The following is a 20,434-nucleotide window of genomic DNA, read 5'->3' on the forward strand; positions in this document are numbered from 1 at the left end:
GTGAGCGGATGCCGCGGCATCCGCTCATCGTCAGTGGGGGAGTGCCTCGCTGAGCGTGCGCAGGTACGCCTCATCGTCGAAGTCGTCGACGATGAGGCGCTGCACCATGTACCCGGGGCCGAGGCCGAGCACGACCGGCGCGAGCCGGGCGGCCCACTCCTCGGGGTCGCCGTCGACGCGCCGTGGATCGGCGGCGGCCCACTCGAGGAGCCGGGCGCGCACGGTGTCGCGCAGCCGGTGGAACACGCCCTGCACGAGCAGGCGGATCTCGTCGTCGACGGCTGCTTCGCCCCAGAGCTGCACGATGACATTGCCGAACGGCTCACGGCGCATGCCGTCGAGGAGGGTGGCGATGATCTGCCCGGGCGGGAGCGGCTCCCCGCCGCGGCGCTGGGCGTCGAGCTCGCTGCTGCGGGAGTCGAGCACCCGACCGGCGACTGCGGCGAACAGTTCCTTCTTGCCGGCGAAGTGCCCGTAGATCGCTCCGGCCGACAGGCCGGTCTCGGCGATGACGTCGGCCATCGAGGTGCCCTGGAAGCCCTTTGCGGCGAAGGCCCGCAGCGCGGCGTCGATGATCTCGTCCCTGCGCGCCTCGCGGTACGCGGCGGTGACCTTCGGCATGCTCGGATTCCCCGTCGATGAGCGGATGTTCGTTCTTGACAAGCCTAGACGGCGCGCTCAGAATTATAAAGAACGAACATTCGTTTTTCTTCGGAGGAGATCATGGCCAACTCGGATGCCGCGAATCGGCACACCCCAATCGGCCGCGTGGTCGGCATCGCGCTCGCGCTCGCCGCGGTCGTCGCCGTCATCGTGCTCGCCTTCTCATGGCCCTCGGTGACGGCCGACGCGAAGAACCTGCCGATCGCGATCGCAGGCCCTGCCGAGGCGGTCTCGGCGGTCGAGGCCACGGTCGACGAGCAGTCGCCGGGCGCCATCGCGTTCGACACGGTCGACGATCGGGACGCCGCCGTCGCCGCGATCGAATCCCGTGAGGTGTACGGCGCCATCGTGCTCGGAGCCGAACCCGAGGTGCTCACCTCCTCGGCGTCGAGCCTCGTGGTCGCCCAGCTGCTCACCGGCATCGCGAGCGGACTCGAAGAGGGCGTGAACGCCCAGGCCGAGGCCGCAGCCGAGGCCGCCGGTGCACCCGCCGCGCCGCCGCACATCGAGGTCGCCGTCACCGACGTCGTGCCGCTCGCCGACTCCGACTCGCGGGGCACCGGGCTCACCGCAGCGCTCTTCCCGCTCGTGCTCGGCGGCATGCTCGGCGGCATCGCTATCTCGTTCGCCGTCATCGGCGCGATGCGCAGGGTCTTCGCCGTGCTGCTCTACTCGACCGCGGGCGGGCTCGTGCTCGCCGGCATCCTGCAGGGCTGGTTCGGGGCGCTGCAGGGCGACTACCTGCTGAACGCGGCGGCCATCGCGCTCGCGCTCGCGGCGATCGCCGCGCCGATCACCGGATTCGTGGCGCTCATCGGCCGAGCCGGCATCGCCGTCGGGCCGGTCGTCATGCTGCTGTTCGCCAACCCGATCTCGGGCGCAGCGGTGCCGAAGGAGTTCTACCCGGTGCCGTGGGGCGACATCGGGCAGTGGTTCCCGCCGGGTGCGGCGGCGACCCTCGTTCGTGAGCTCTCGTACTTCCCGTCGGCCGACATGACGTTCCCCTGGCTGGTGCTCGGAGCGTGGGCCGTCGGCGGGCTGCTGCTCTCGGTCATCGGACACTTCCGCACCGCGGGCGGTGCCGAACCCGACGCCGAGGCGGCCGTCGCGGCCTGAGTCGGCGGCCCCGAGTGGCGGCTCGACCGGGCCGGGGCACCAGAGGTCAGCCGGCGAGTTCCTTGCGGCCGTTGATGATGCCGCTCACCGCGGCGACGACCGCGAAGATGACGGCGACGACGGGCTGGCCGAGGGTCCACCAGCCGATCGCGGCGGCCGAGAAGACGGCGATCTCCACGATCGCCTTGCCGAACGCGTCGACGCGGAACACCGCCTTCGGCGACACGAACAGCGCCCACGCGAGGATGGCGAGGAGCGGCGCGCCGATGCCGACGAGCACACCCGGCCAGGGCAGCGGGAACGCCAGGAAGCCCCAGATGCCGAGGGAGACGAACGCGAAGAGTTCGAGGAGGAACCGGAGGATGTCGTTCGGCCCGATCTTCGGCTGCTGCTCGTGCTGTTGTGCGTCGCTCACAACCGACAAGCCTACCCGCGACCTCAGCGGAAGATGATCGTGCGAACCCCGTCGAGCAGCACCCGGCGCTCGGCGAACCACTTGACCGCCTGGCTGAGGGTCCGGCTCTCTTCATCCTGACCGATCGCGACGAGCTCTCCGGGGCTGCGCGAGTGGTCGACCCGCACGACGTTCTGCTCGATGATCGGCCCCTCGTCGAGATCGCTCGTCACGAAATGCGCGGTCGCGCCGATGAGCTTCACCCCGCGCGAGTGCGCCTGGCGGTAGGGATTGGCGCCCTTGAAGCCGGGCAGGAACGAATGGTGGATGTTGATGCAGCGGCCCTCGAGGGCGGCGCACAGCTCAGGCGAGAGGATCTGCATGTAGCGGGCGAGCACGACGAGTTCGATGTCGTGCTCGTCGACCGCGTCGAGCACGCGGCGCTCGAAGGCCGCCTTCGACGCGGCATCCGTCACCGCGTGCGACTCGAACGGCACGCCGTAGAAGTCGACGAGGTCGCGCAGCGTGCCGTGGTTCGAGAGCACGAGCGGGATCTCGACGGGCAGTTGCCCCGCGCGCTGACGGAACAGCAGGTCGTTGACGCAGTGCCCGGCGGTCGAGGCGAGCACGAGGGTGCGCAGGGGCCGGCCGACCTCGTCGAGGTGCCACTGCATGTTCCAGCGCTCGGTGACCGGGGCGAGGGCGGCCTCGAACTCGTCGCGGCCGGCCGAGGACTCGACCTGGAGGCGCATGAAGAAGTTGCCGGTGTCGAGGCTTGCGAACTGCTGGCTCTCGGTGATGTTGCCGCGTGCCGCCACGATCGCGCCGCTGATCGCATGCACGATGCCGGGGCCGTCGGTGCAGCTCAGCGTGACGACCCAGTGGTGGAGGTGTTCGGTCGCGGTCATCCGCCCAGATTACCCGGCGAAGAGGTCGCCCTTGGCCACCTGCGTGCGGTCGGACGACCCGGTCGTTCTCGTCGCGATCGATGCGGGGCCCGTGCGCCCGTCGACGGTGTACCGCGCGGTCATCACGACGTTCCACGGGATGAACTCGAGGCCCTGCTCACGCCACGAGCCGTTCGCGTCGAGGGTCACGGTGGTGAGGTGCCGTCCGTCGCGGAACACCTGCACGTCGCGGTCCGCGACGCCGCGAATGGTCGCCTCGTAGACGAAGGGGCCGTAGCCGCTCAGGACGAGGCTCGGGCTCGCGAGCTCGACCGTGACCGAGCTCGGCTCGGAACGGTTGCCCGCGGTATCGGTCTGCGAGATGCCGAGCACGTGCGTGCCGGCAGCGAGCCCCGAGTAGACGAGAGACCAGTTGCCGTCGGCATCGGCGACGACGCGCTGCTCGAGCCCTGCGGATGCCGCGGTGATCGCCGCTGCGCTCGAACTCACGGTCACGCTGACGGTGGCACCGGGTTCCGCCGTGCCCGAGAGCAGCGGGTCGACGAGCCCTCCGGCGGTATCGGGTTCGGAGACCACGGGTGGCAGCGCCTCGTCGTCGGTCGGCTCGGTCGGTGTGGGGGTCGGCGTCGGCGACGGAGTCGGGGTGGGCGTGGGGGTCGGCGTCGGGCTGGCTGTCGGTGACGGGGAGGGCTCGGGCGACGGTGCCGGTGACGGGACCGGACGCAGGGGTGCCGGATCTGCGGGGGCCGGCTCGGCCGCAGGGACGTCGGCCTCCTCCGCGGCATCCGGAGCCGGCTCGTCGACGGGCGTCGGGGGTGCCGGCGGGATTGCGGCCGGTGCCTCATCGATCGACGGGCTCGTGCCGGAATCGGCGGGCGCTGCGGCCACGGCCGCGGGCTGCGATTCGGGCTCGGACGGATTCACGATGCCGGGCACCACGATCACGGCGGCGACGGCGACGGCGGCCACGAGAGCGCCGGCTCCGACGCCGATCGCCACGCCGGTGCCGCCGAGTGCTCCGAGCCCCGTGGCGGATCCCGCGCCGCCGGCGGCACCCGCGGTCCCGGTCCCGCCGGCACCCGCACCTGCAGTCGAGCCCGCGCCTGCCGTGGATCCCGCGCCGGCGGCCGCGCTCGAGGCGCCCGATGCTGCGGTGTGGCCGATGATGACGGCGGGCATCGCGGCGGCGCCCATCGCGACCTCGGCGACCGGTGCGCCCTGCGAGAGCCAGGCCGAGTACGCGGTGGCCCCGCCGATGCCGGCGGTCAGCGGCAGCAGCACGAGCGCGAGCCGTGAGCCGACCTCGCGCGCCTCGGCCGCGACGATCGTGCATCGGGCGCAGTCGTCGAGATGCGCTTCCAGGCGCGTGGTCTCACGAGCTCGGAGCTTGCCGCGGGTGTACGTGCCCAGACGATCGATGCTCCACTGGCACTCGGGCGAGTTGGCGGGGTTGCGCAGGTGCACGCGGATCCACGACTGCCGCAATCCCTCACGCGCCCGGTACGCGAGCGCCGCCGTGCTGTTGGCGCTCATGCCGAGGAGCGGTGCGATCTGCTGCGGGGTCATGTTCTCGACCTCGGAGTACCAGAGCACCTCCTGCCAACGGGTGGGCAGCGCGCGGAACGCCTGAGCGGTGGCGCTGCGGTCGAGGGCGTCGAGCGTGGCGGACTCGCTCGTCGCGGGGTCTTCGAACGACTCGAGCGTCTCGAGCGTCGTCTCGTGGCGCGCACGACCCCAGCCCGCCGCGGTGTTGCGGATCGTCGTGAAGAGGTAGGGCCGGAAGGCCCCGGTGGGACCGCCGCCGGAGAGAATCGCGCTGTAGATCTTGGTGAACGACTCGGCGACGAGGTCGTCGGGGTCGAGCGAGCTGTACGAACGGGCGACGGTGCGCGCCGACGCGGAGTGGCGCTCCCACAGTTCGGCGTATGCCGCGGTGTCGCCATTGCGCGTGCGCTCGATGAGCGCGGCGTCGGCCGATCGGTCGGTGCGCAGCGGCGGCACGACGGCCTCCTTCGGGGAGCGGGGGATCCGCAGGTCGATGCGGTCTACAGAAGAGACGCGCCGTGATGGAGATCATGACGCGGTGATTCGGGGTGCCCCCATTCCATCAGAGATCGCTGGGAAACGGGTGCGGAAAAAAATCTCCGGATCCTGCGTCATGAATGTCATGTCTCGCCGTCTCTCAGGTGGAAGGCGTGCGAACGCCGTCCACCGACCGCCGTCTCAGGCGACCCGAACACCCGAGACGGGTGCCGGCCCAGCCGGCGGGTGAGCGGAGCGCATCGGGGGAACGATGCACTCCGTTCGAACGGGCGAGGGTCTCGGAGGCGAAGGGGAACACGCCTCCGGGCCCCGTCCCGGACGGGCGGGGGTCTCGGAGGCGATGGGGAACACGCCTCCGGGCCCCGTCCCGAAACACCGCGGGATCAGACCAGGCGAACCCGCGCCCCGCACGGCTGCACGCCGAGCTTCCGCTCGTGGATCAGACCAGGCGGGAACCCGCGCCCCACACGGCCTGCACGCCGAGATCGGCGTCGAGCAGCACCGCGTCGGCGGCGAACCCCGGGTCCAGGCGTCCGAGGTCTCCTGCGCGGCCGATCGCCGCGGCAGGCGTCACGGTGAGCGCGCCGACCGCCTCGTCGAGCGGGATGCCGCACTCGAGCACCGCTCGACGGAGCGCTTCGTCCTGGGTGAGCGTCGACCCTGCGATCGACCCGCCCTCGCGAAGGCGGGCGACACCGTCGGTCACGACGACCTCGAGCGATCCCAGTTCGTAGACGCCGTCTGCGGAGCCCGTCGCCGCCATCGCGTCGGTGACGAGCGCGACTCGGCCGGGTGCGCCGGCGAAGGCGAGCTTCACGACGTCGGGATGCACGTGCACCCCGTCGTTGATGACCTCGAGGGTGACGTGGTCGGCGTGCATCGCCGCCGTCACCGGGCCGGGAGCGCGGTGGTGGATGCCGCGCATGCCGTTGAACGCATGCGTCAGGATCGAGGCGCCGGCGTCGAACGCCGCGAGGGCGGTCTCGAAGTCGGCGCCCGTGTGGCCGACGGCCACCCGAACATCGGCGGCGACGAACCGCGCGATCGCCTCGAGGGCGCCGACATGCTCAGGGGCGATGGTGATCTGCCGCAGCGTGCCGGCCGCGGCCTCGAGCAACCGATCGACGGATGCCTCGTCGGCACTGCGCAGCAGCGAGGGATCGTGCGCCCCACGGAACTCCGTGTCGAGGAACGGCCCCTCGAGGTGCGCGCCGAGCACCCGCGGATCGCGCTCGGCGAAGCGGGCGATGGTCGCCAGGTCTCGAGCGAGACGATCGACGGACGCGGTGACGAGCGAGAGCACCGAACGCGTGGTGCCGTGCGCGTTGTGCACCGCGAGCACGGTCTCGATCGCCGCGTCACCTTCGTCGACGGCTGCGCCGCCGGCCCCGTGGCAGTGGATGTCGATGAATCCGGGAGTGAGGAAGCGCCCCGCGGCATCCGTCACCGTCGCCTGCTCGACCGCGATCCCGTCGAGCCAGCCGTCGCCGATGCCGCGCGCGGTCACCCGATCGCCGTCGAAGCGCACCCACGCGTCGGTGACGGTGTCGGCGCCGCTCACGAGACGCGCGGAATGGATGACGGCGGGTGGGGTGCTCACCTAAGCAACGATAACGTCGTAGCCCGCGTCGGACAGCCGTTCGAGCTGCTCCTGCGTGGCCCCGGCGTCGGTGATGACGGTCGAGAAGAGTCGTCTCGGACCGATCGCCGCGAACGCCCGCTTGTCGATCTTCGAGGAGTCGGCCACGAGCACCGCCTGCGTCGCGCGGGCGGCCATGAGGGCGTTGACCGCGGCCTCGCGCTCGTCGTGCGACGTCGGCCCGACGACGGGGTCGATGCCGTTGACGCCGATGAACGCGAGATCGAGCGTGATGCTGCCGAGCACCGCGTCGGTGTACGCGCCGACCAGCTCGTACGAGCGGGCGTGCACGACGCCGCCGGTCACGACGGTCTTGATCTGCGGGCGCATCGCGAGCTGCATGGCGATGTTGATCGCATTGGTGACGACGGTCAGGCTCGGGTCGGGTGCCGGCTCCATGATGTCGGCGCGCGACATGAGGGCATCCGCGATCGCCGTCGACGTCGTGCCGCCGCAGAGGCCGATGACCGCTCCGCGCGGCACGAGTGCGCTCGCCGCATGGGCGATCGCGGCCTTCGCGTCGGGGTTCTGCTGGTTCTTGTACCGGATCGGCAGGTCGTAGGCCACGGAGTGCGCCACGGCGCCGCCGCGCGTGCGGGTCAGCAGCTGCTGGCGGGCGAGGGCGTCGAGGTCGCGCCGTGCCGTCGCGGGCGACACCTCGAGGCGCTCGACGATCTGGTCGACGTCGACCTGACCGCCCTCGGCGAGGAGGTCCAGCACGGCGCTCAGACGCTCGGCACGATTCATCCGTTGCGCTCCTTCACTGCGATGAGGTCGAGCACGGCGCTCGGTCGCGCCAGACGTTCCGGGCGATTCATCCGTTGGGGTCCTTCCCGGCGAAGAGGCGGAGGAGGCGGGCCGCCTCTGCTTCGATGGCGTCTCGACCGGCGGCGAGGTACTTGCGCGAGTCTACGACCGTCGGATGCTCGTCGAGGAATCTGCGGATGGCGCCCGTGAACTGCGCGTTCAGGTGGGTCGAGACGTTGATCTTGACGAGTCCTGCGCGGATGCCGGCGACGATCGTCTCGTCGGGCACACCCGAGGATCCGTGCAGTACGAGGGGAACCGGCACCGCCGCCTTGAGGCGGGCGATCAGGTCGAGGTCGAGCGCCGCGACCCGCTCGATCATCGCGTGCGATGAGCCGACGGCGACGGCGAGGGCCTCGACGCCGGTCTCTGCGACGAACCGCGCCGCCTCGGCGGGATCCGTGCGCACACCGGGGGCGTGCGCGCCGTCCTTGCCGCCGATCTCGCCGAGTTCGGCTTCGACGAGCACCCCCGTCGTCGCGGCATGCGCGACGACCCTGCGCGTCGTCTCGACGTTGTCGGCGAAGTCGAGCTTGGCCCCGTCGTACATCACCGACCCGAAGCCGTGGTCGATCGCGAGGAGCGCGAGCTCGGCGTCTTCGGCGTGGTCGAGATGCACCGCGACGGCAGCGCTCGAGGCCTCGGCCACGGCGAGGGTGGCGCGGGCGATGGGTTCGAAGCCGCCGTGATAGCGGATCGCGTTCTCGGAGATCTGCAGGATCACGGGAAGCCCGGTCGACTCGGCCGCGCGCACGAGCGCCTCGGCCGTCTCGAGGTGCAGCACGTTGAACGCGCCGACGGCGCGGCCCGCCACGACGGCGTCGGTGAGGATGGCGCGAGTGGGGGTGAGGGTCATGCTGTCGCTTCCGGGTCGGAGGGGCCGGCAGTGCCGGTGCTGGTCGTGGTCACGTCGACCTCGCGTTCGAGGGCGACGTGCTGTGGCGAGAGGTCGCCCGCGAGCGGCATGAGCACTGCGGAGGCCGACCACGCGGTCGCGCGGCGGGCGAGTCGTGCACGGGCCTCGGCGGCGGCCGCCGTGTCGGCGGCCAGATCGGGCGTTTCGGCGAGTGCCGCCGCGATCGCGGCGACCGCGGCATCGCCCGCGCCGGTCGCGTTGCCGTGCAGTGTGCGGGGCAGACGGGCGCGGACGGCGCCCGGAGCATCCGCCGACACGATCATGAGGCCCTCGGAGCCGAGGGAGGCGACGACGATGCCGGCGCCGAGGTCGAGCAGTGCACGGGCGCCGGCGGCGGGCTCGTCGAGGCCGGTCTCGGCTCGGAGCTCTTCGGCATTGGGCTTCAGCGCCGAGGCACCGGCGCGGGCGGCGGCCAGCAGGCCGGGCCCGCTCGTGTCCACGATCACGGGCACGCCCGCAGCGACGAGTGAGGCGACCAGCTCGGCGAGTTCTTCGGGGCCGAAGCCGGTGGGCAGGCTGCCGCAGATCGCGACGGCGTCGGCACCGCGGCCCAGTTCGAGCGCGCTCGCCGCGAAGGCGGCGACCTCGCCCGGCGCGAGCGCCGCGCCGCGTTCGTTCAGCACGCTCGTCTCGCCGACCGCCTCGTCGACGAGGGCGATGCTGCGCCGCGTCGGTCCGGCCACGGGGATCAGCCGATGCGGGATGCCGCTCGACGTGAGCTCTGCGGCGAACTCGGCGCCGACCGCGCCCCCGGTGGTGGTGAGCGCGAGCACGTCATGCCCCTCGGCGTGCAGCACGCGGGCGACGTTCAGCCCCTTGCCGCCCGCTCTCGCTGCGCCGGCATCGACCCGGTGGGTCTCGCCCGGCTGCAGGCGGTCGACGTGCCAGGTCAGGTCGAGTGCCGGGTTCGGCGTCACGGTGAGGATCATGCGGCATCGCCGTCTCGCCGCACGGCCGCGAGGTCGCGAGCGGCGAGCGCCGTGCCGAGGAGGCCCGCGTCGTCACCGAGTTCGGCGTGCACGAGCGCCGGTCGACGGTGGAAGCTGAGCAGGGCGTCGAGTCGCGCCCCGAGTGGACCGAAGAGCGCGGGGCCGGCCTGCGCGAGACCGCCGCCGATCACGACGGCCTCGGGCGCGAGGATCGCGACGAGCCTCGCGATCGCCTCCGCGAGCGCCTCGACGGCGTCATCCCACACCCGGCGGGCGAGCGGGTCGCCCGCCGTGGCGGCATCGAGCACCTCTCGCGCGCCGCCGACGGGCGTGCCCGACGCGGCGGAGTAGCGTCGGGCGATGGCGCCGGCGGAGGCGATCGTCTCGAGGCATCCGATCGCACCGCAGGGGCAGCGCTCGCCGAGCGGGTCGGCGAGTGAATGACCGATCTCGCCCGCGAAGCCGCCGCCTGCGTAGGGGCGCCCGCCGAGCACGAGGGCGCTCGCGATGCCCGTGCCGATGGCGAGCACGACGACATCGCCGTAGCCGCGAGCCGCACCGAGCCGGTGCTCGGCATCGCCGGCGGCGCGCACGTCGTGTCCGAAGGCGACCGGCACGCCGAGCGCGGTCTCGGCGAGCGAGCGGATCGGGGCGTCGCGCCAACCGAGGTTCGAGGCGAACATGCCGACGCCGGTCTGCTCGTCGACGAGCCCGGGCACGCTGACGCCCGCGGCCGCAGGCACGATGCCGGGCGTTGCGGCGAGATGCTCGCGGGCGAGCGCCGCGAGTGACGCCACGATCGTGCCTGCGGGATCGGCGGGGTCGAGGGGCGTCGGTGTGCGGCGGAGGCCGAGCACCCGCCCCGACGCGTCGACGAGCGCCGACTTCGTGTCGGTGCCGCCGACATCGAAGGCGAGCACCGCATGACCCGGGCCGAGCCGGGTCGCATCGGGGGCGGGGTGCGGGGCCATCAGGCGTCGAGGATGACGGAGCGGGTGAGGTTGCGCGGCGCGTCGGGGTCGAGGCCCTTCGCACGGGCACGGGCGAGCGACACCCGCTGGGCGCGCACGAGCTCGGCCATGGGGTCGAGCGTTCCGGCCTCGAAGTGCGCGCCGGTGGCGGCGACGTCGCCGGCGAGGCCCTCGGGCGTCTCGCCGAACTGCCAGGTGACCCGGCCGGGCGCGGCGATCGCGATCGGCCCGTGGCGGTACTCCATCGACGGGTACGACTCGGTCCACGACTGCGAGGCCTCGCGCATCTTCAGCGCCGCCTCGTGCGCGAGCCCGACCGACCAGCCGCGGCCGAGGAAGGTGTACTGCTCGGCGCCCGTCAGTTCAGGTGCGAGCTCTTCGGAGACCGCTCGCTCGGCGTCGGCGATCGCACCGCTCAGGTCTTCGCCGAGCGACGCGCGGAAGAGCGCGAGTGCCGTCGTCGCGAACCGGGTCTGCACGACGGACTGCTCGTCGGCGAACGGCAGCAGCGCGGCGTCGTCGACGAGATCCACGAGCGGCGAGGATGCATCGCCGATGACGCCGATGGTGCGCACACGCCCGCGCAGGCCCTCGACGAGCTGCAGCACCTCGGTGGTCGTGCCCGACCGGGTGAGGGCGACGACGGCGTCGTAGCCGCGGTCGACGAAGGCCTCGGATGCCGCGAACGCGTCGGTCTCGCCGTGGCCGCCGGCCTCGCGGAGCCACGCGTACGACTGCGCGATGAACCAGGACGTGCCGCAGCCGACCACGGCGATGCGTGCGCCGCGGGCGGGGAGCAGCGCCTGCTCGGCGCGGAGCGACTCCGCCTTCGCCCAGGTCTCGGGCTGCGAGTCGAGCTCGGCCGACATGTGTTCGGCGGGGGTGTGTTCGGTGGTCGAATGCTCGGTCAAGACGGCTCCAGACGGGTGTTCGGCGGCCGGCGCAGGAGATCAGCGCCGACATGACTTCTCATGATTGCAGATGACTGCAATCGATGTCCAACGATCAGACAAACGATCGTTTCGAACGTTTCGACGTGGTCTCCGAATTTGTGAGGGATCTGAACAAAATCTCATAACGAATCAGTTGCACGTCTTGACGGCTGATCTGCATCCGTCATAGATTTCGTGCGTCGAATGAACGAACATGATCGTTTGCTCGTCGAAACGTTCAGGAAACAGCACTCTGGCACCGTCGTCATGTGCGAGTCCCCGAACACACGCACCGTCGCGCGAGGCTCCATCCGGGCGCTGGTGCACCATCCACCACAGTGAGGAAGCATCCATGAAGAAGTCTCTGCGCCTCGGCACGGCCGTCGCGCTCGCCGCCACGGCGTCGCTCACGCTCGCATCCTGCGGCTTCGGCGGCGGTTCAGGTGAGGAAGCCGGTGGCAAGACCACGCTCGACCTGCTCGTGCCGAGCTACTCCGACAACACCCAGGGCCTGTGGGAAGACGTCATCGAGGGCTTCGAAGCCGAGAACACCGACATCGACGTCAAGCTCGAAGTGCAGTCGTGGGACAACCTCGAGACCGTCATCGCCACCAAGATCCAGGGCGGTGAGGCCCCCGACATCTACAACGGCGGCCCCTTCGCCGGCTTCGCAGCCGATGAACTGCTCTACCCGGCCGAAGACGTCGTCTCGCCCGAGACGTTCAGCGACTTCCAGGAGTCGTTCATCGCGAACGCCGAGGTCGACGGCACGGCGTACGCGCTGCCGCTGATCGCGTCGGCTCGCGCGCTGTTCGTCAACAACGCACTGCTCGAGCAGGCCGGCGTCGCGGCACCGCCCACCAACTGGGACGAGCTGCTCGACGCGGCGACGAAGGTCTCCGGTCTCGGCGGCGGCATCGCCGGCTACGGCATGCCCCTCGGTTCCGAAGAGGCGCAGGCCGAAGCGGCCGTGTGGCTCTGGGGCGGCGGCGGCACGTTCGGCGACGCGACCGAGATCACGGTCGACGACCCGGCGAACCTGCCCGGCGCCGACCAGATCAAGAAGATGATCGACGCGGGCGCCACCCAGGCCGACCCGGGCTCGACCGACCGTTCACCGCTCATGGACATCTTCATCCAGGGCAAGATCGGCATGCAGGTCGGCCTCCCGCCGACCGTCGGCCAGATCGAGGAGAACAACCCCGAGCTCGACTACTCGATCGTCCCGATCCCCACGCAGGACGGCAGCCCCATGACGGTCGGCGTCATGGACCAGCTCATGGCCTTCCAGAACGACGGCGACAAGCAGGAGGCGATCACCAAGTTCCTCGACTACTACTACACGGCGGACGTCTACGTGCCGTGGGTGCAGACCGAGGGCTTCCTGCCCGTCACCAAGTCGGGCGCCACCGAGCTCTCCTCCGAGGAGTCGCTCGCGCCGTTCCTCGAGGTGCTGCCCGACGCGCAGTTCTACCCGAGCACCAACCCCAAGTGGTCGGCGACGGATGCCGCGTTCAAGGCGCTGTTCGGACAGCTCCAGACGAAGCCCGCACAGGACGTGCTGACCGAGATCCAGGCGCAGGCCGACGCGGGCTGATCCCGCCCGCACGACCAGCAGTCCGTTCGCAACACCCGGAGGGATCGGTGACCACCGAACCATGAGCACCACATCCGATGCGTCACCGATCCAGGCGGGGGCGGCCGATGGCCGCCCCCGCCCCGGGCGCGGAACCCCCGCCAAGGGCGAAGCCGCCGCCCCCCGCCCGCGGGGCCGCGACCTGCTCCACGCGCTGCCGTGGATCGGTCCCGCCCTCATCCTCATCTTCGGCGTCGTGCTGTTCCCGGCCGTCGTCATGTTCTACAACTCGACCCGCGACATCTCCCAGAGCGGTGTCGACAAGGGCTCGGTCGGCCTCGACAACTACATCGAGGTCTTCAACTTCCCCTACTTCTGGCCGATCTTCGGCCGCACGATCGTCTGGGTCGTCGTGGTCGTCGCTGCGACGGTCATCATCTCGCTCGGCCTCGCGCAGATCCTCAACAAAGCCTTCCCCGGACGGCGCATCGTGCGCCTCGCGGTGATCATCCCGTGGGCGGCGTCGGTCGTCATGACGACGATGGTCGTCTACTACGGCCTCGAACCGTACTTCGGCATCATCAACAAGTTCCTCGTCGACATCGGCCTCGTCGACACCCCTGAGGGCTACGGCTGGACCCGGAACCCGGCGACCGCCTTCGCCTGGTCGATCGTCGTCGCGATCTTCGTGTCGCTGCCATTCACGACGTACACGATCCTCGCCGGACTCCAGACGGTGCCGGGCGAAGTGCTCGAGGCCGCCAAGATGGACGGCGCCGGGCCCATCCGCACCTACTGGGGGGTCGTGCTGCCGCAGCTGCGCAGCGCCCTCGCCGTCGCGGTGCTCATCAACATCATCAACGTCTTCAACTCGCTGCCGATCCTGAAGGTGATGACCGGGTCGATACCCGGCTACGACGCCGACACGATCATGACGATGATCTTCAAGTACATCCAGAACCAGCACAAGGTCGATGTCGCGAGCGCCCTCTCGGTCGTCGCGTTCGTCATCGTCATCGTGATCGTCGCCATCTACGTGCGCGTGGTCAAGCCCATGAAGGAGGTCTGATCGTGGCCGTCACCGCACCCGCGTTCGAGACGATCGCCCCGCCCGCGGCATCCGCTCGCAAGCGCCGCTACACCGAAGACCAGGTGCCCCTCGGCAAGGTGCTGGTGCGCATGCTCGCAGGCTTCATCGTGCTCGCGATCTTCGTCCTCCCGTACGTCATCATGTTCTTCGGCTCGGTGAAGACGAAGGCGCAGATCCGCTCGGTCGACCCCACCTACCTCCCCACGGAGTGGCACTGGGAGAACTACATCAACATGTGGTCGACGCCCGAGACGCCGCTGCCGCAGAACCTCATCTCGACGATCATCATCTCGGTCTTCGCGACGCTGATCGTGCTGCTCGTCGCGATGCCCGCGGCGTACTACACGGCCCGGTTCACGTTCCCGTTCCGCATGGTGTTCCTCTTCCTCGTGATCGTCACGCAGATGCTGCAGCCGGCCGTGCTGACCTCGGGCCTGTTCCGCCAGTTCCTCGCATTCGACATGATCGACACGTGGGCGGCGATGATCTTCATCAACGCCGCGTTCAACCTCTCGTTCGCCGTGTGGATCATGCACTCGTTCTTCGCGGGCATCCCGAAGGAGGTCGACGAGGCGGCGCAGATCGACGGCGCAGGTCGCCTCCGCGTGCTGTTCACGATCAGCCTGCCGCTCGTCTGGCCCGGCATCGTGACCGCGATCGTGTTCACCTTCGTGGCGTGCTGGAACGAGTTCGCGGCCTCGCTCGTGATCCTCTCGACCGCGGGCAACCAGCCGCTCTCCGTGGCCCTCACGAAGTTCGTCGGCCAGTACGAGACCTCGTGGCAGTACGTGTTCGGCGTCTCGATCGTCGCCATCGTGCCGGTGGTCATCCTGTTCATGATCATCGAGAAGCGCCTCGTCGGCGGCCTCACCGCCGGCAGCGTCAAGTAACCACCGGAACCAGCGGATGTCGCGGGTGCCGCCTGCCCCGCGGCATCCGCTTCATTTTCAGGAGTTCGTCCATCGCTCAGGACGAACGGCTCGGCTGCCGCCTGAGTCGGGTTCGAACCCCTGAATCGCGATCGAGTCCCATCGCGATCGCATGCCGGAACTCCGACTCGACCTCCTGCCATTCGAACAGCACCTGCCTGTAGTCGATGCGGACCACCGTGTACCCCATGAGGGTCAGCCGACGGTCTTGTGCGATGTCGCGCCGTCGTTGTTCGGCCGAGCTGTGGAACTCGTACCCGTCGACCTGATACACGAGTCGATCGCCGATGAGCCCGTCCACCGGGTGGCCGTCGATCATCACTTGCTGTCGTACACGGATGCCGAGGCGACGGAGACGCGCGACCGGGATCGTCTCGATGCCGGAGTCCGAGAGCATCGACGCGCCGGACCTGACCCGACGAGCTGCGGCGCTGCGCAGCGGGAGTCGGTCGAGGTGGTCGGATGCGACACGGCCGCTGCGAAGGGCGGACTCCCAGGTCGCGAGCGCCTGATCGAACGGTCGGCAATCGGCGAGGTGCACGAGGGCGTTGACGACCGGCTCGACGAGTTCGTACCGGTGCGGGGCGACCGGCCCGGCGTTCCAATGAACGATCGCGGCTCCGGCATCGAACCGTGAGGCGTTGGGCGAGACGGCAAGGTGCAGTCGTCCGTCGTCGATCGTCCAGAGCCCATGATGCTGAGCCGCAGACACGCACGCGACTCTTCCGCCCACCTGTGCAGCACGGATCAGGCGCGGCGGCGCCGTCGGACGAACGAGCCACCGTCTCACCCGCCGGACCTCTCCGGAGGCGACAGCCGTGCGGATCGCGTAGCGAGTGAATCCGTCGCGGAGGGCGTCGTCGACATGACGGATGTCGTTGCTCCCGGCGACCCATTCAGCGAGGTCCATTCCTCGAGCCTCGCCCATCGAGCCGCATGCGGCTCGGACTCGACGACCTATGTGGACGAGGTCCTGGTGGGGCAGGTGGTGCAGGAGAGGTCGCCGTGTTCAGGCGACCGTCAGCTGCGCAGGACGCGATCGCGGGAACCGTCCTGACTCGCGCACGATCTCCTGGCAGCCGGCGATCGACGCAACAGGGCAGGGCGGCGAGCGGGTGAGCTACTCGCGCCAGGGCACCCCGTCGACTTTGCGGTAGTCGATGCCGAGGGCGTCGAGGTGCGTGCCGAGCGAAGCGAGCCGCGCAGTGAAGTCGGATGCATCGCGTGCAGCGCCCTCGTCTGGCGCCGGCGACCAGGCGATCTCGGCGATCGCCGTGATGCGTGGGAACACCATGAACTCGAGCTCGTCCGCGGTGCCGAGGGTCTCGGTCCACACGGGCGCCTCGACGCCGAGGATGTCGCCCTCGGCGAGGCCGGGCACGATGGACGTCGGCTCCCAGCCGTAGGCCTCCTCGAGCGTCGTCGGACCGTCGGCCCACACCTGCCCGAGCTTGCCGCCGTCGGGGCCGTCGGGGTCGTCGGGGTACTTCATGTCGAGGTAGGCGACATCGGCGGGGGAGAGGATGACGCTCCCGCCCTGTTCCACGAACGAGGTCGTGAGCTCGGCCGCATCGTCGCGCGGTGCGACGAAGTCCCAGTACTGCCCGACCGTGCCGGTCGGCAGTGCGCGCGACGCGCCCATCTCGTGCCAGCCGATGACGGTCTTGCCGGTCGCGGCTCCGGCGGTGGCGATGCGCCGCACCAGGTCGAGGTAGTCCGCCTCCGACGTCGCGAGCGACTCGTCGCCGCCGACGTGCAGCCACGGTCCGGGCGTCATCTCGGCGACCTCGCCCAGCACGTCGGCGAGGAACCGGTCGGTCGCCTCGGCGCGTTCGGGCGACGCGCACAGCGACGAGAAGCCGACCTCGATGCCTTCGTAGGGCTGCGGCGCGACCCCGTCGCAGTTCAACTCGGGGTAGGCGCTGAGGGCGGCGTTGGTGTGGCCGGGCAGGTCGATCTCGGGCACGACGGTCACGAAGCGCTCGGCGGCGTAGTCGACGATGCGTCGATAGTCGTCCTTCGTGTAGAAGCCGCCGCCGTCGCCGCCGGTCGAGGTCGATGCGCCGATTCCGGTGAGTTCGGGCCACGCGTCGATCTGCAGCCGCCAGCCCTGGTCGTCGGTGAGGTGGAGGTGCAGCACGTTGAGCTTCAGCATGGCGATGCGGTCGATGTGGTCGAGCACGTCCTCCACCGGGAGGAAGTGGCGGGCGACGTCGAGCATCGAGCCGCGGTAGGCGAATCTGGGGGCATCGGCGACGGATGCCGCGGGCACGGTCCAGCCGCCATCGGGCGCCGTCGAGGCATCCGCTCGCTCGATCTCGGCTGGCAGCAGCTGGCGCAGGGTCTGCGTGCCCCGGAACAGCCCCGCGGCGGAGGGCGCCGCGATGCGGACGCCGTCGGTGCCGCTCTCGAGCGTGTACGCCTCCTCCCCGGTTCCGGCATCGGGATCGATGACGAGTGCGATGTCGGATGCCGCGATCTCGCCGTCGACGACCGGCAGGTCGAACCCGGTGGCGATGCGCGCCTGCGCTGCGAAGGTCTCCGCCACCGCGGCGGCGTCGCCGCTCGCGACGAAGCGGGTCTCATCGCTGAGGGGGAACGGCTCGCCGTGCGTGAGCTCGAACTCGACGGGGGCCGGGATGATGCCGGTCACGGCGTCTCCGTTCTCTGGTGTGGCGGTGCAGCCGCCGAGCGCGAGCGCGGCGGCGACCAGGCTGGCGGTGACCAGGCTGACGGTGGTGGAGGTGGTGCGGATGCGACGTCGCATGCGTCCTCGATCGTTGGGAAGTAAGGAGTCCTAACTCGTATCGTCGCATGAATCGCCGCCGAGCGGCAGTACGCTCGTGCGAATGACGAGCGCCCTTCCCGTGCCGCACGACCGCTTGGACTTCACCGCGCTCGAAGCGCCGGTCGACCCCGCCGCGGTGCGCGCGTACCGGCAGGCGACGAAGGCGTCCGGCTCGCAGCACGCGATGACGGGGGCCCAGACGATCACCACGGTGTTCGGCGTGGTGATCGTGGTCGTCGTGTTCTTCGTGTTCGCGATCATCGGCACCGTGTTCGTCAGCCTGTTCCTCTCCTCGGTCGGGGGCGCGTTCAGCGACGTGCCGGTCGTGCTGCTCCTCTTCCCGCTGTTCGTGCTCGCGGCGCTCGTGCTCGTCGTCGTCGCGATCGTGCGGCGGGTGCGGCGGGGCAGCGACTGGCAGCGCTGGTACCGCCTCGACCGCTTCGCAGCGGCGAACGGGTTCGACTTCGCGGTGACCTCGCCGGGTCCGCCCTACCCGGGCACCGTGTTCGGCCTCGGGAGGAACCGGACGAGCTACGAACTGCTGCGGTCGACGAGCGGCCGGTTCGTCGAACTCGGCTCGTACCGGTACACGACGGGCAGCGGCGACGACGAGCGCGTGTCGTCGTGGGGATACATCGCCGTCGCGCTCGACCGGCCGGTGCCGCACATGCTGCTCGACGCCCGGGCGAACGACCGCGTGTTCAGCAGCCTGCCCGCGGCATTCGCACGGAGCCAGGTGCTGAGCCTCGAGGGCGACTTCGACCGGCACTTCACGCTGTACGCGCCGGGCGAGTACGAGCGCGACGCCCTCTACGTCTTCACCCCCGACCTCATGGCGCTCCTGATCGACGAGGCCGCGGGGTGGGACGTCGAGCTCGTCGATCGCTGGCTCTTCCTCTATGCCCCCGATCCCATCGACTCCGCCGACGTGGGAGCGTGGCGCCGGGCGCTCCGCGCCGCCGACCTGGTCGGGGCGAAGGTGCTCTCGCGAACGCAGCGGTACACGGACGAGCGAGCGGCCGGCGGGGCGCCCGAGCTGCCGGGCGGGCCCGCGCTGCCAGGCGCGGCCGAGGCATCCGTCTCGCCCGACGCATCCGCTGCATTCCTCGGTCAGGCGGCGCCGCCACGCCCGGGCGAGCCGACGATCGCACCCGGCGGCAAGCGCCTGCGCGGCGGCATCCGGTGGGCGAGCGTCGCGGGCGTCGTCGGTGTGATCGTCTGGTGGATCTTCGTGACCCGGCTGACCGGACGCTGAACCCGTTCACCGACCCGTCGGCACCGAGGCGCATCCATTGCTAAGCTTCGAGGGTCGCGACTGGCGTTGAGATGGATACCATCGGGGAGCGACTGGCACGGACCGACCGCACGCCTGGGCCGGTACGCATACCTCGGCGCTGGCGCGCGCGAGGCAGCACCCCACGTAGGTCCGTTTGTCATGAAGGAGCCAGTCTTGGCCGAGTCCGTTTTCAATGCGCCGCTTTCCGAAGTCGACCCCGAGATCGCCGAAGTTCTCGAGCTCGAACTCGGTCGCCAGCGCGACTACCTCGAGATGATCGCGAGCGAGAACTTCGTTCCCGTCTCCGTGCTGCAGTCGCAGGGCAGTGTGCTCACCAACAAGTACGCCGAGGGCTACCCCGGTCGCCGCTACTACGGCGGCTGCGAGTACGTCGATGTCGCCGAGTCGCTCGCGATCGAGCGGGCGAAGTCGCTCTTCGGCGCCGAGTACGCCAACGTGCAGCCGCACTCGGGTGCGACCGCGAACGCGGCCGTGCTCTCCGCGATCGCCACCCCGGGCGACACCATCCTCGGCCTCGAGCTCGCGCACGGCGGCCACCTCACGCACGGCATGAAGCTGAACTTCTCGGGCAAGCTCTACAACGCCGTCTCGTACGGCGTCGACCCCGAGACCTTCCTCGTCGACATGAACGTCGTGCGCGACAAGGCCCTCGAGCACAAGCCGCAGGTCATCATCGCCGGCTGGTCGGCCTACCCCCGTCACCTCGACTTCGCCGCGTTCCGCGCGATCGCCGACGAGGTCGGCGCGAAGCTCTGGGTCGACATGGCGCACTTCGCCGGCCTCGTGGCCGCCGGCCTGCACCCGAGCCCCGTGCCCTACGCCGACGTCGTCTCGTCGACCGTGCACAAGACGATCGGCGGCCCCCGCTCGGGCTTCATCGTCTCGCGCGACATGGAGCTCGCGAAGAAGCTCAACTCCAACGTGTTCCCGGGCCAGCAGGGCGGCCCGCTCATGCACGTCATCGCGGCGAAGGCCACGGCCTTCAAGATCGCGGCGTCCGAGGAGTTCAAGAACCGTCAGGAGCGCACCATCCGGGGCGCGCAGATCCTCGCGGCCCGCCTCACGGCCGACGACTCGCGTGCAGCGGGCGTCGACGTGCTGACGGGCGGCACCGACGTGCACCTGGTGCTCGCCGACCTCCGCAACTCGAAGATCGACGGCCAGCAGGCCGAAGACCTCCTGCACGCGGCGCTCATCACCGTGAACCGCAACTCGGTGCCGTTCGACCCGCGCCCGCCGATGGTCACCTCGGGCCTGCGCATCGGCACGCCCGCGCTCGCGACCCGCGGTTTCGGCGACGCCGAGTTCACCGAGGTCGCCGACATCATCGCGCTCGCGCTCCAGGGCGAAGCGGATGTCGCGTCGCTCCGTTCGCGCGTCGAAGCCCTCACGGCGGCGTTCCCGCTGTACCCGGGCCTCGCGCAGTAGGGAATCCC

At 70.4% G+C, this 20,434-nt stretch carries 18 protein-coding genes and 1 riboswitch; of the genes, 6 read left to right on the top strand and 12 right to left on the bottom strand.

Annotated features, from left to right (window positions below; translation table 11 throughout):
* Positions 1-30 precede the first annotated feature (30 nt).
* Positions 31-621, bottom strand: coding sequence for a TetR/AcrR family transcriptional regulator (locus tag JOE59_RS02065; protein ID WP_204458732.1), 591 nt, complete (start codon positions 619-621; stop codon positions 31-33).
* A gap of 102 nt (positions 622-723) precedes the next feature.
* Between JOE59_RS02065 and JOE59_RS02070 the strand changes: the two genes are divergently transcribed.
* The gene (locus JOE59_RS02070; RefSeq protein WP_204458733.1) at positions 724-1,779 is read left to right on the top strand and encodes a hypothetical protein; all 1,056 of its coding nucleotides are present in this window, start codon (positions 724-726) and stop codon (positions 1,777-1,779) included.
* Between the two features lie 46 nt (positions 1,780-1,825).
* Here the strand turns inward: JOE59_RS02070 and JOE59_RS02075 are convergent, their stop codons facing one another.
* From JOE59_RS02075 to JOE59_RS02115, 9 genes are all read right to left on the bottom strand, one after another.
* Positions 1,826-2,194, bottom strand: coding sequence for a YrdB family protein (locus JOE59_RS02075; protein ID WP_204458734.1), 369 nt, complete (start codon positions 2,192-2,194; stop codon positions 1,826-1,828).
* Between the two features lie 23 nt (positions 2,195-2,217).
* A complete protein-coding gene (purU, locus tag JOE59_RS02080; RefSeq protein WP_204458735.1) occupies positions 2,218-3,081 on the bottom strand; it encodes a formyltetrahydrofolate deformylase in 864 nt (287 codons plus the stop codon).
* A gap of 9 nt (positions 3,082-3,090) precedes the next feature.
* Positions 3,091-5,082: a sigma-70 family RNA polymerase sigma factor gene (locus tag JOE59_RS18920; RefSeq protein ID WP_204458736.1), complete on the bottom strand. Its 1,992-nt coding sequence runs from the start codon at positions 5,080-5,082 to the stop codon at positions 3,091-3,093.
* A gap of 481 nt (positions 5,083-5,563) precedes the next feature.
* Positions 5,564-6,724, bottom strand: a complete 1,161-nt coding sequence (gene nagA / locus JOE59_RS02090) for an N-acetylglucosamine-6-phosphate deacetylase (RefSeq protein WP_204458737.1) — start codon at positions 6,722-6,724, stop codon at positions 5,564-5,566.
* Positions 6,725-7,510, bottom strand: coding sequence for a DeoR/GlpR family DNA-binding transcription regulator (locus JOE59_RS02095; protein WP_179550886.1), 786 nt, complete (start codon positions 7,508-7,510; stop codon positions 6,725-6,727).
* 67 nt (positions 7,511-7,577) lie between these two features.
* Positions 7,578-8,426 carry a class II fructose-bisphosphate aldolase gene (locus JOE59_RS02100; RefSeq protein WP_204458738.1) on the bottom strand — a complete coding sequence of 283 codons (849 nt, stop codon included), beginning with the start codon at positions 8,424-8,426 and terminating at the stop codon, positions 7,578-7,580.
* Positions 8,423-9,415: a 1-phosphofructokinase family hexose kinase gene (locus JOE59_RS02105; protein ID WP_204458739.1), complete on the bottom strand. Its 993-nt coding sequence runs from the start codon at positions 9,413-9,415 to the stop codon at positions 8,423-8,425. The genes JOE59_RS02100 and JOE59_RS02105 overlap by 4 nt, the downstream gene beginning before the upstream one ends.
* Positions 9,412-10,386: an ROK family protein gene (locus JOE59_RS02110; RefSeq protein WP_204458740.1), complete on the bottom strand. Its 975-nt coding sequence runs from the start codon at positions 10,384-10,386 to the stop codon at positions 9,412-9,414. Before JOE59_RS02110 ends, JOE59_RS02105 begins: the two co-directional genes overlap by 4 nt.
* Entirely contained in the window at positions 10,386-11,255 is an 870-nt protein-coding gene (locus JOE59_RS02115) for an SIS domain-containing protein (RefSeq protein WP_204463211.1), read from the bottom strand. The genes JOE59_RS02110 and JOE59_RS02115 overlap by 1 nt, the downstream gene beginning before the upstream one ends.
* Positions 11,256-11,670: 415 nt before the next feature.
* Here JOE59_RS02115 and JOE59_RS02120 point away from each other — a divergent pair, with 415 nt between their 5' ends.
* The 3 genes from JOE59_RS02120 to JOE59_RS19045 all read left to right on the top strand — a co-directional run bounded on the left by JOE59_RS02120 (position 11,671) and on the right by JOE59_RS19045 (position 14,874).
* Complete coding sequence (locus tag JOE59_RS02120; protein ID WP_204458741.1) at positions 11,671-12,915, top strand: extracellular solute-binding protein; 1,245 nt, start codon at positions 11,671-11,673, stop codon at positions 12,913-12,915.
* A gap of 61 nt (positions 12,916-12,976) precedes the next feature.
* A complete protein-coding gene (locus JOE59_RS02125) occupies positions 12,977-13,963 on the top strand; it encodes a carbohydrate ABC transporter permease (protein ID WP_204458742.1) in 987 nt (328 codons plus the stop codon).
* A gap of 2 nt (positions 13,964-13,965) precedes the next feature.
* Entirely contained in the window at positions 13,966-14,874 is a 909-nt protein-coding gene (locus JOE59_RS19045) for a carbohydrate ABC transporter permease (protein WP_307836915.1), read from the top strand.
* A gap of 76 nt (positions 14,875-14,950) precedes the next feature.
* Here JOE59_RS19045 and JOE59_RS02135 read toward each other — a convergent pair whose 3' ends face one another.
* Together JOE59_RS02135 and JOE59_RS02140 are read right to left on the bottom strand one after the other, a co-directional pair.
* Positions 14,951-15,823, bottom strand: a complete 873-nt coding sequence (locus JOE59_RS02135) for an endonuclease domain-containing protein (protein WP_204458743.1) — start codon at positions 15,821-15,823, stop codon at positions 14,951-14,953.
* Between the two features lie 210 nt (positions 15,824-16,033).
* A complete protein-coding gene (locus JOE59_RS02140; RefSeq protein WP_204458744.1) occupies positions 16,034-17,680 on the bottom strand; it encodes a beta-N-acetylhexosaminidase in 1,647 nt (548 codons plus the stop codon).
* Between the two features lie 82 nt (positions 17,681-17,762).
* On the opposite strand from JOE59_RS02140, the gene JOE59_RS02145 reads away from it, so the two are divergent.
* The gene (locus JOE59_RS02145; RefSeq protein WP_204458745.1) at positions 17,763-18,956 is read left to right on the top strand and encodes a hypothetical protein; all 1,194 of its coding nucleotides are present in this window, start codon (positions 17,763-17,765) and stop codon (positions 18,954-18,956) included.
* A 46-nt stretch (positions 18,957-19,002) separates the two neighbouring features.
* Positions 19,003-19,083: riboswitch (ZMP/ZTP riboswitch) on the top strand.
* A 68-nt stretch (positions 19,084-19,151) separates the two neighbouring features.
* Positions 19,152-20,426, top strand: coding sequence for a serine hydroxymethyltransferase (gene glyA, locus JOE59_RS02150; protein WP_275581110.1), 1,275 nt, complete (start codon positions 19,152-19,154; stop codon positions 20,424-20,426).
* Positions 20,427-20,434: the final 8 nt, after the last annotated feature.

The sequence above is a fragment of the Agromyces cerinus genome (assembly GCF_016907835.1).
GTDB lineage: Bacteria > Actinomycetota > Actinomycetes > Actinomycetales > Microbacteriaceae > Agromyces > Agromyces nitratus.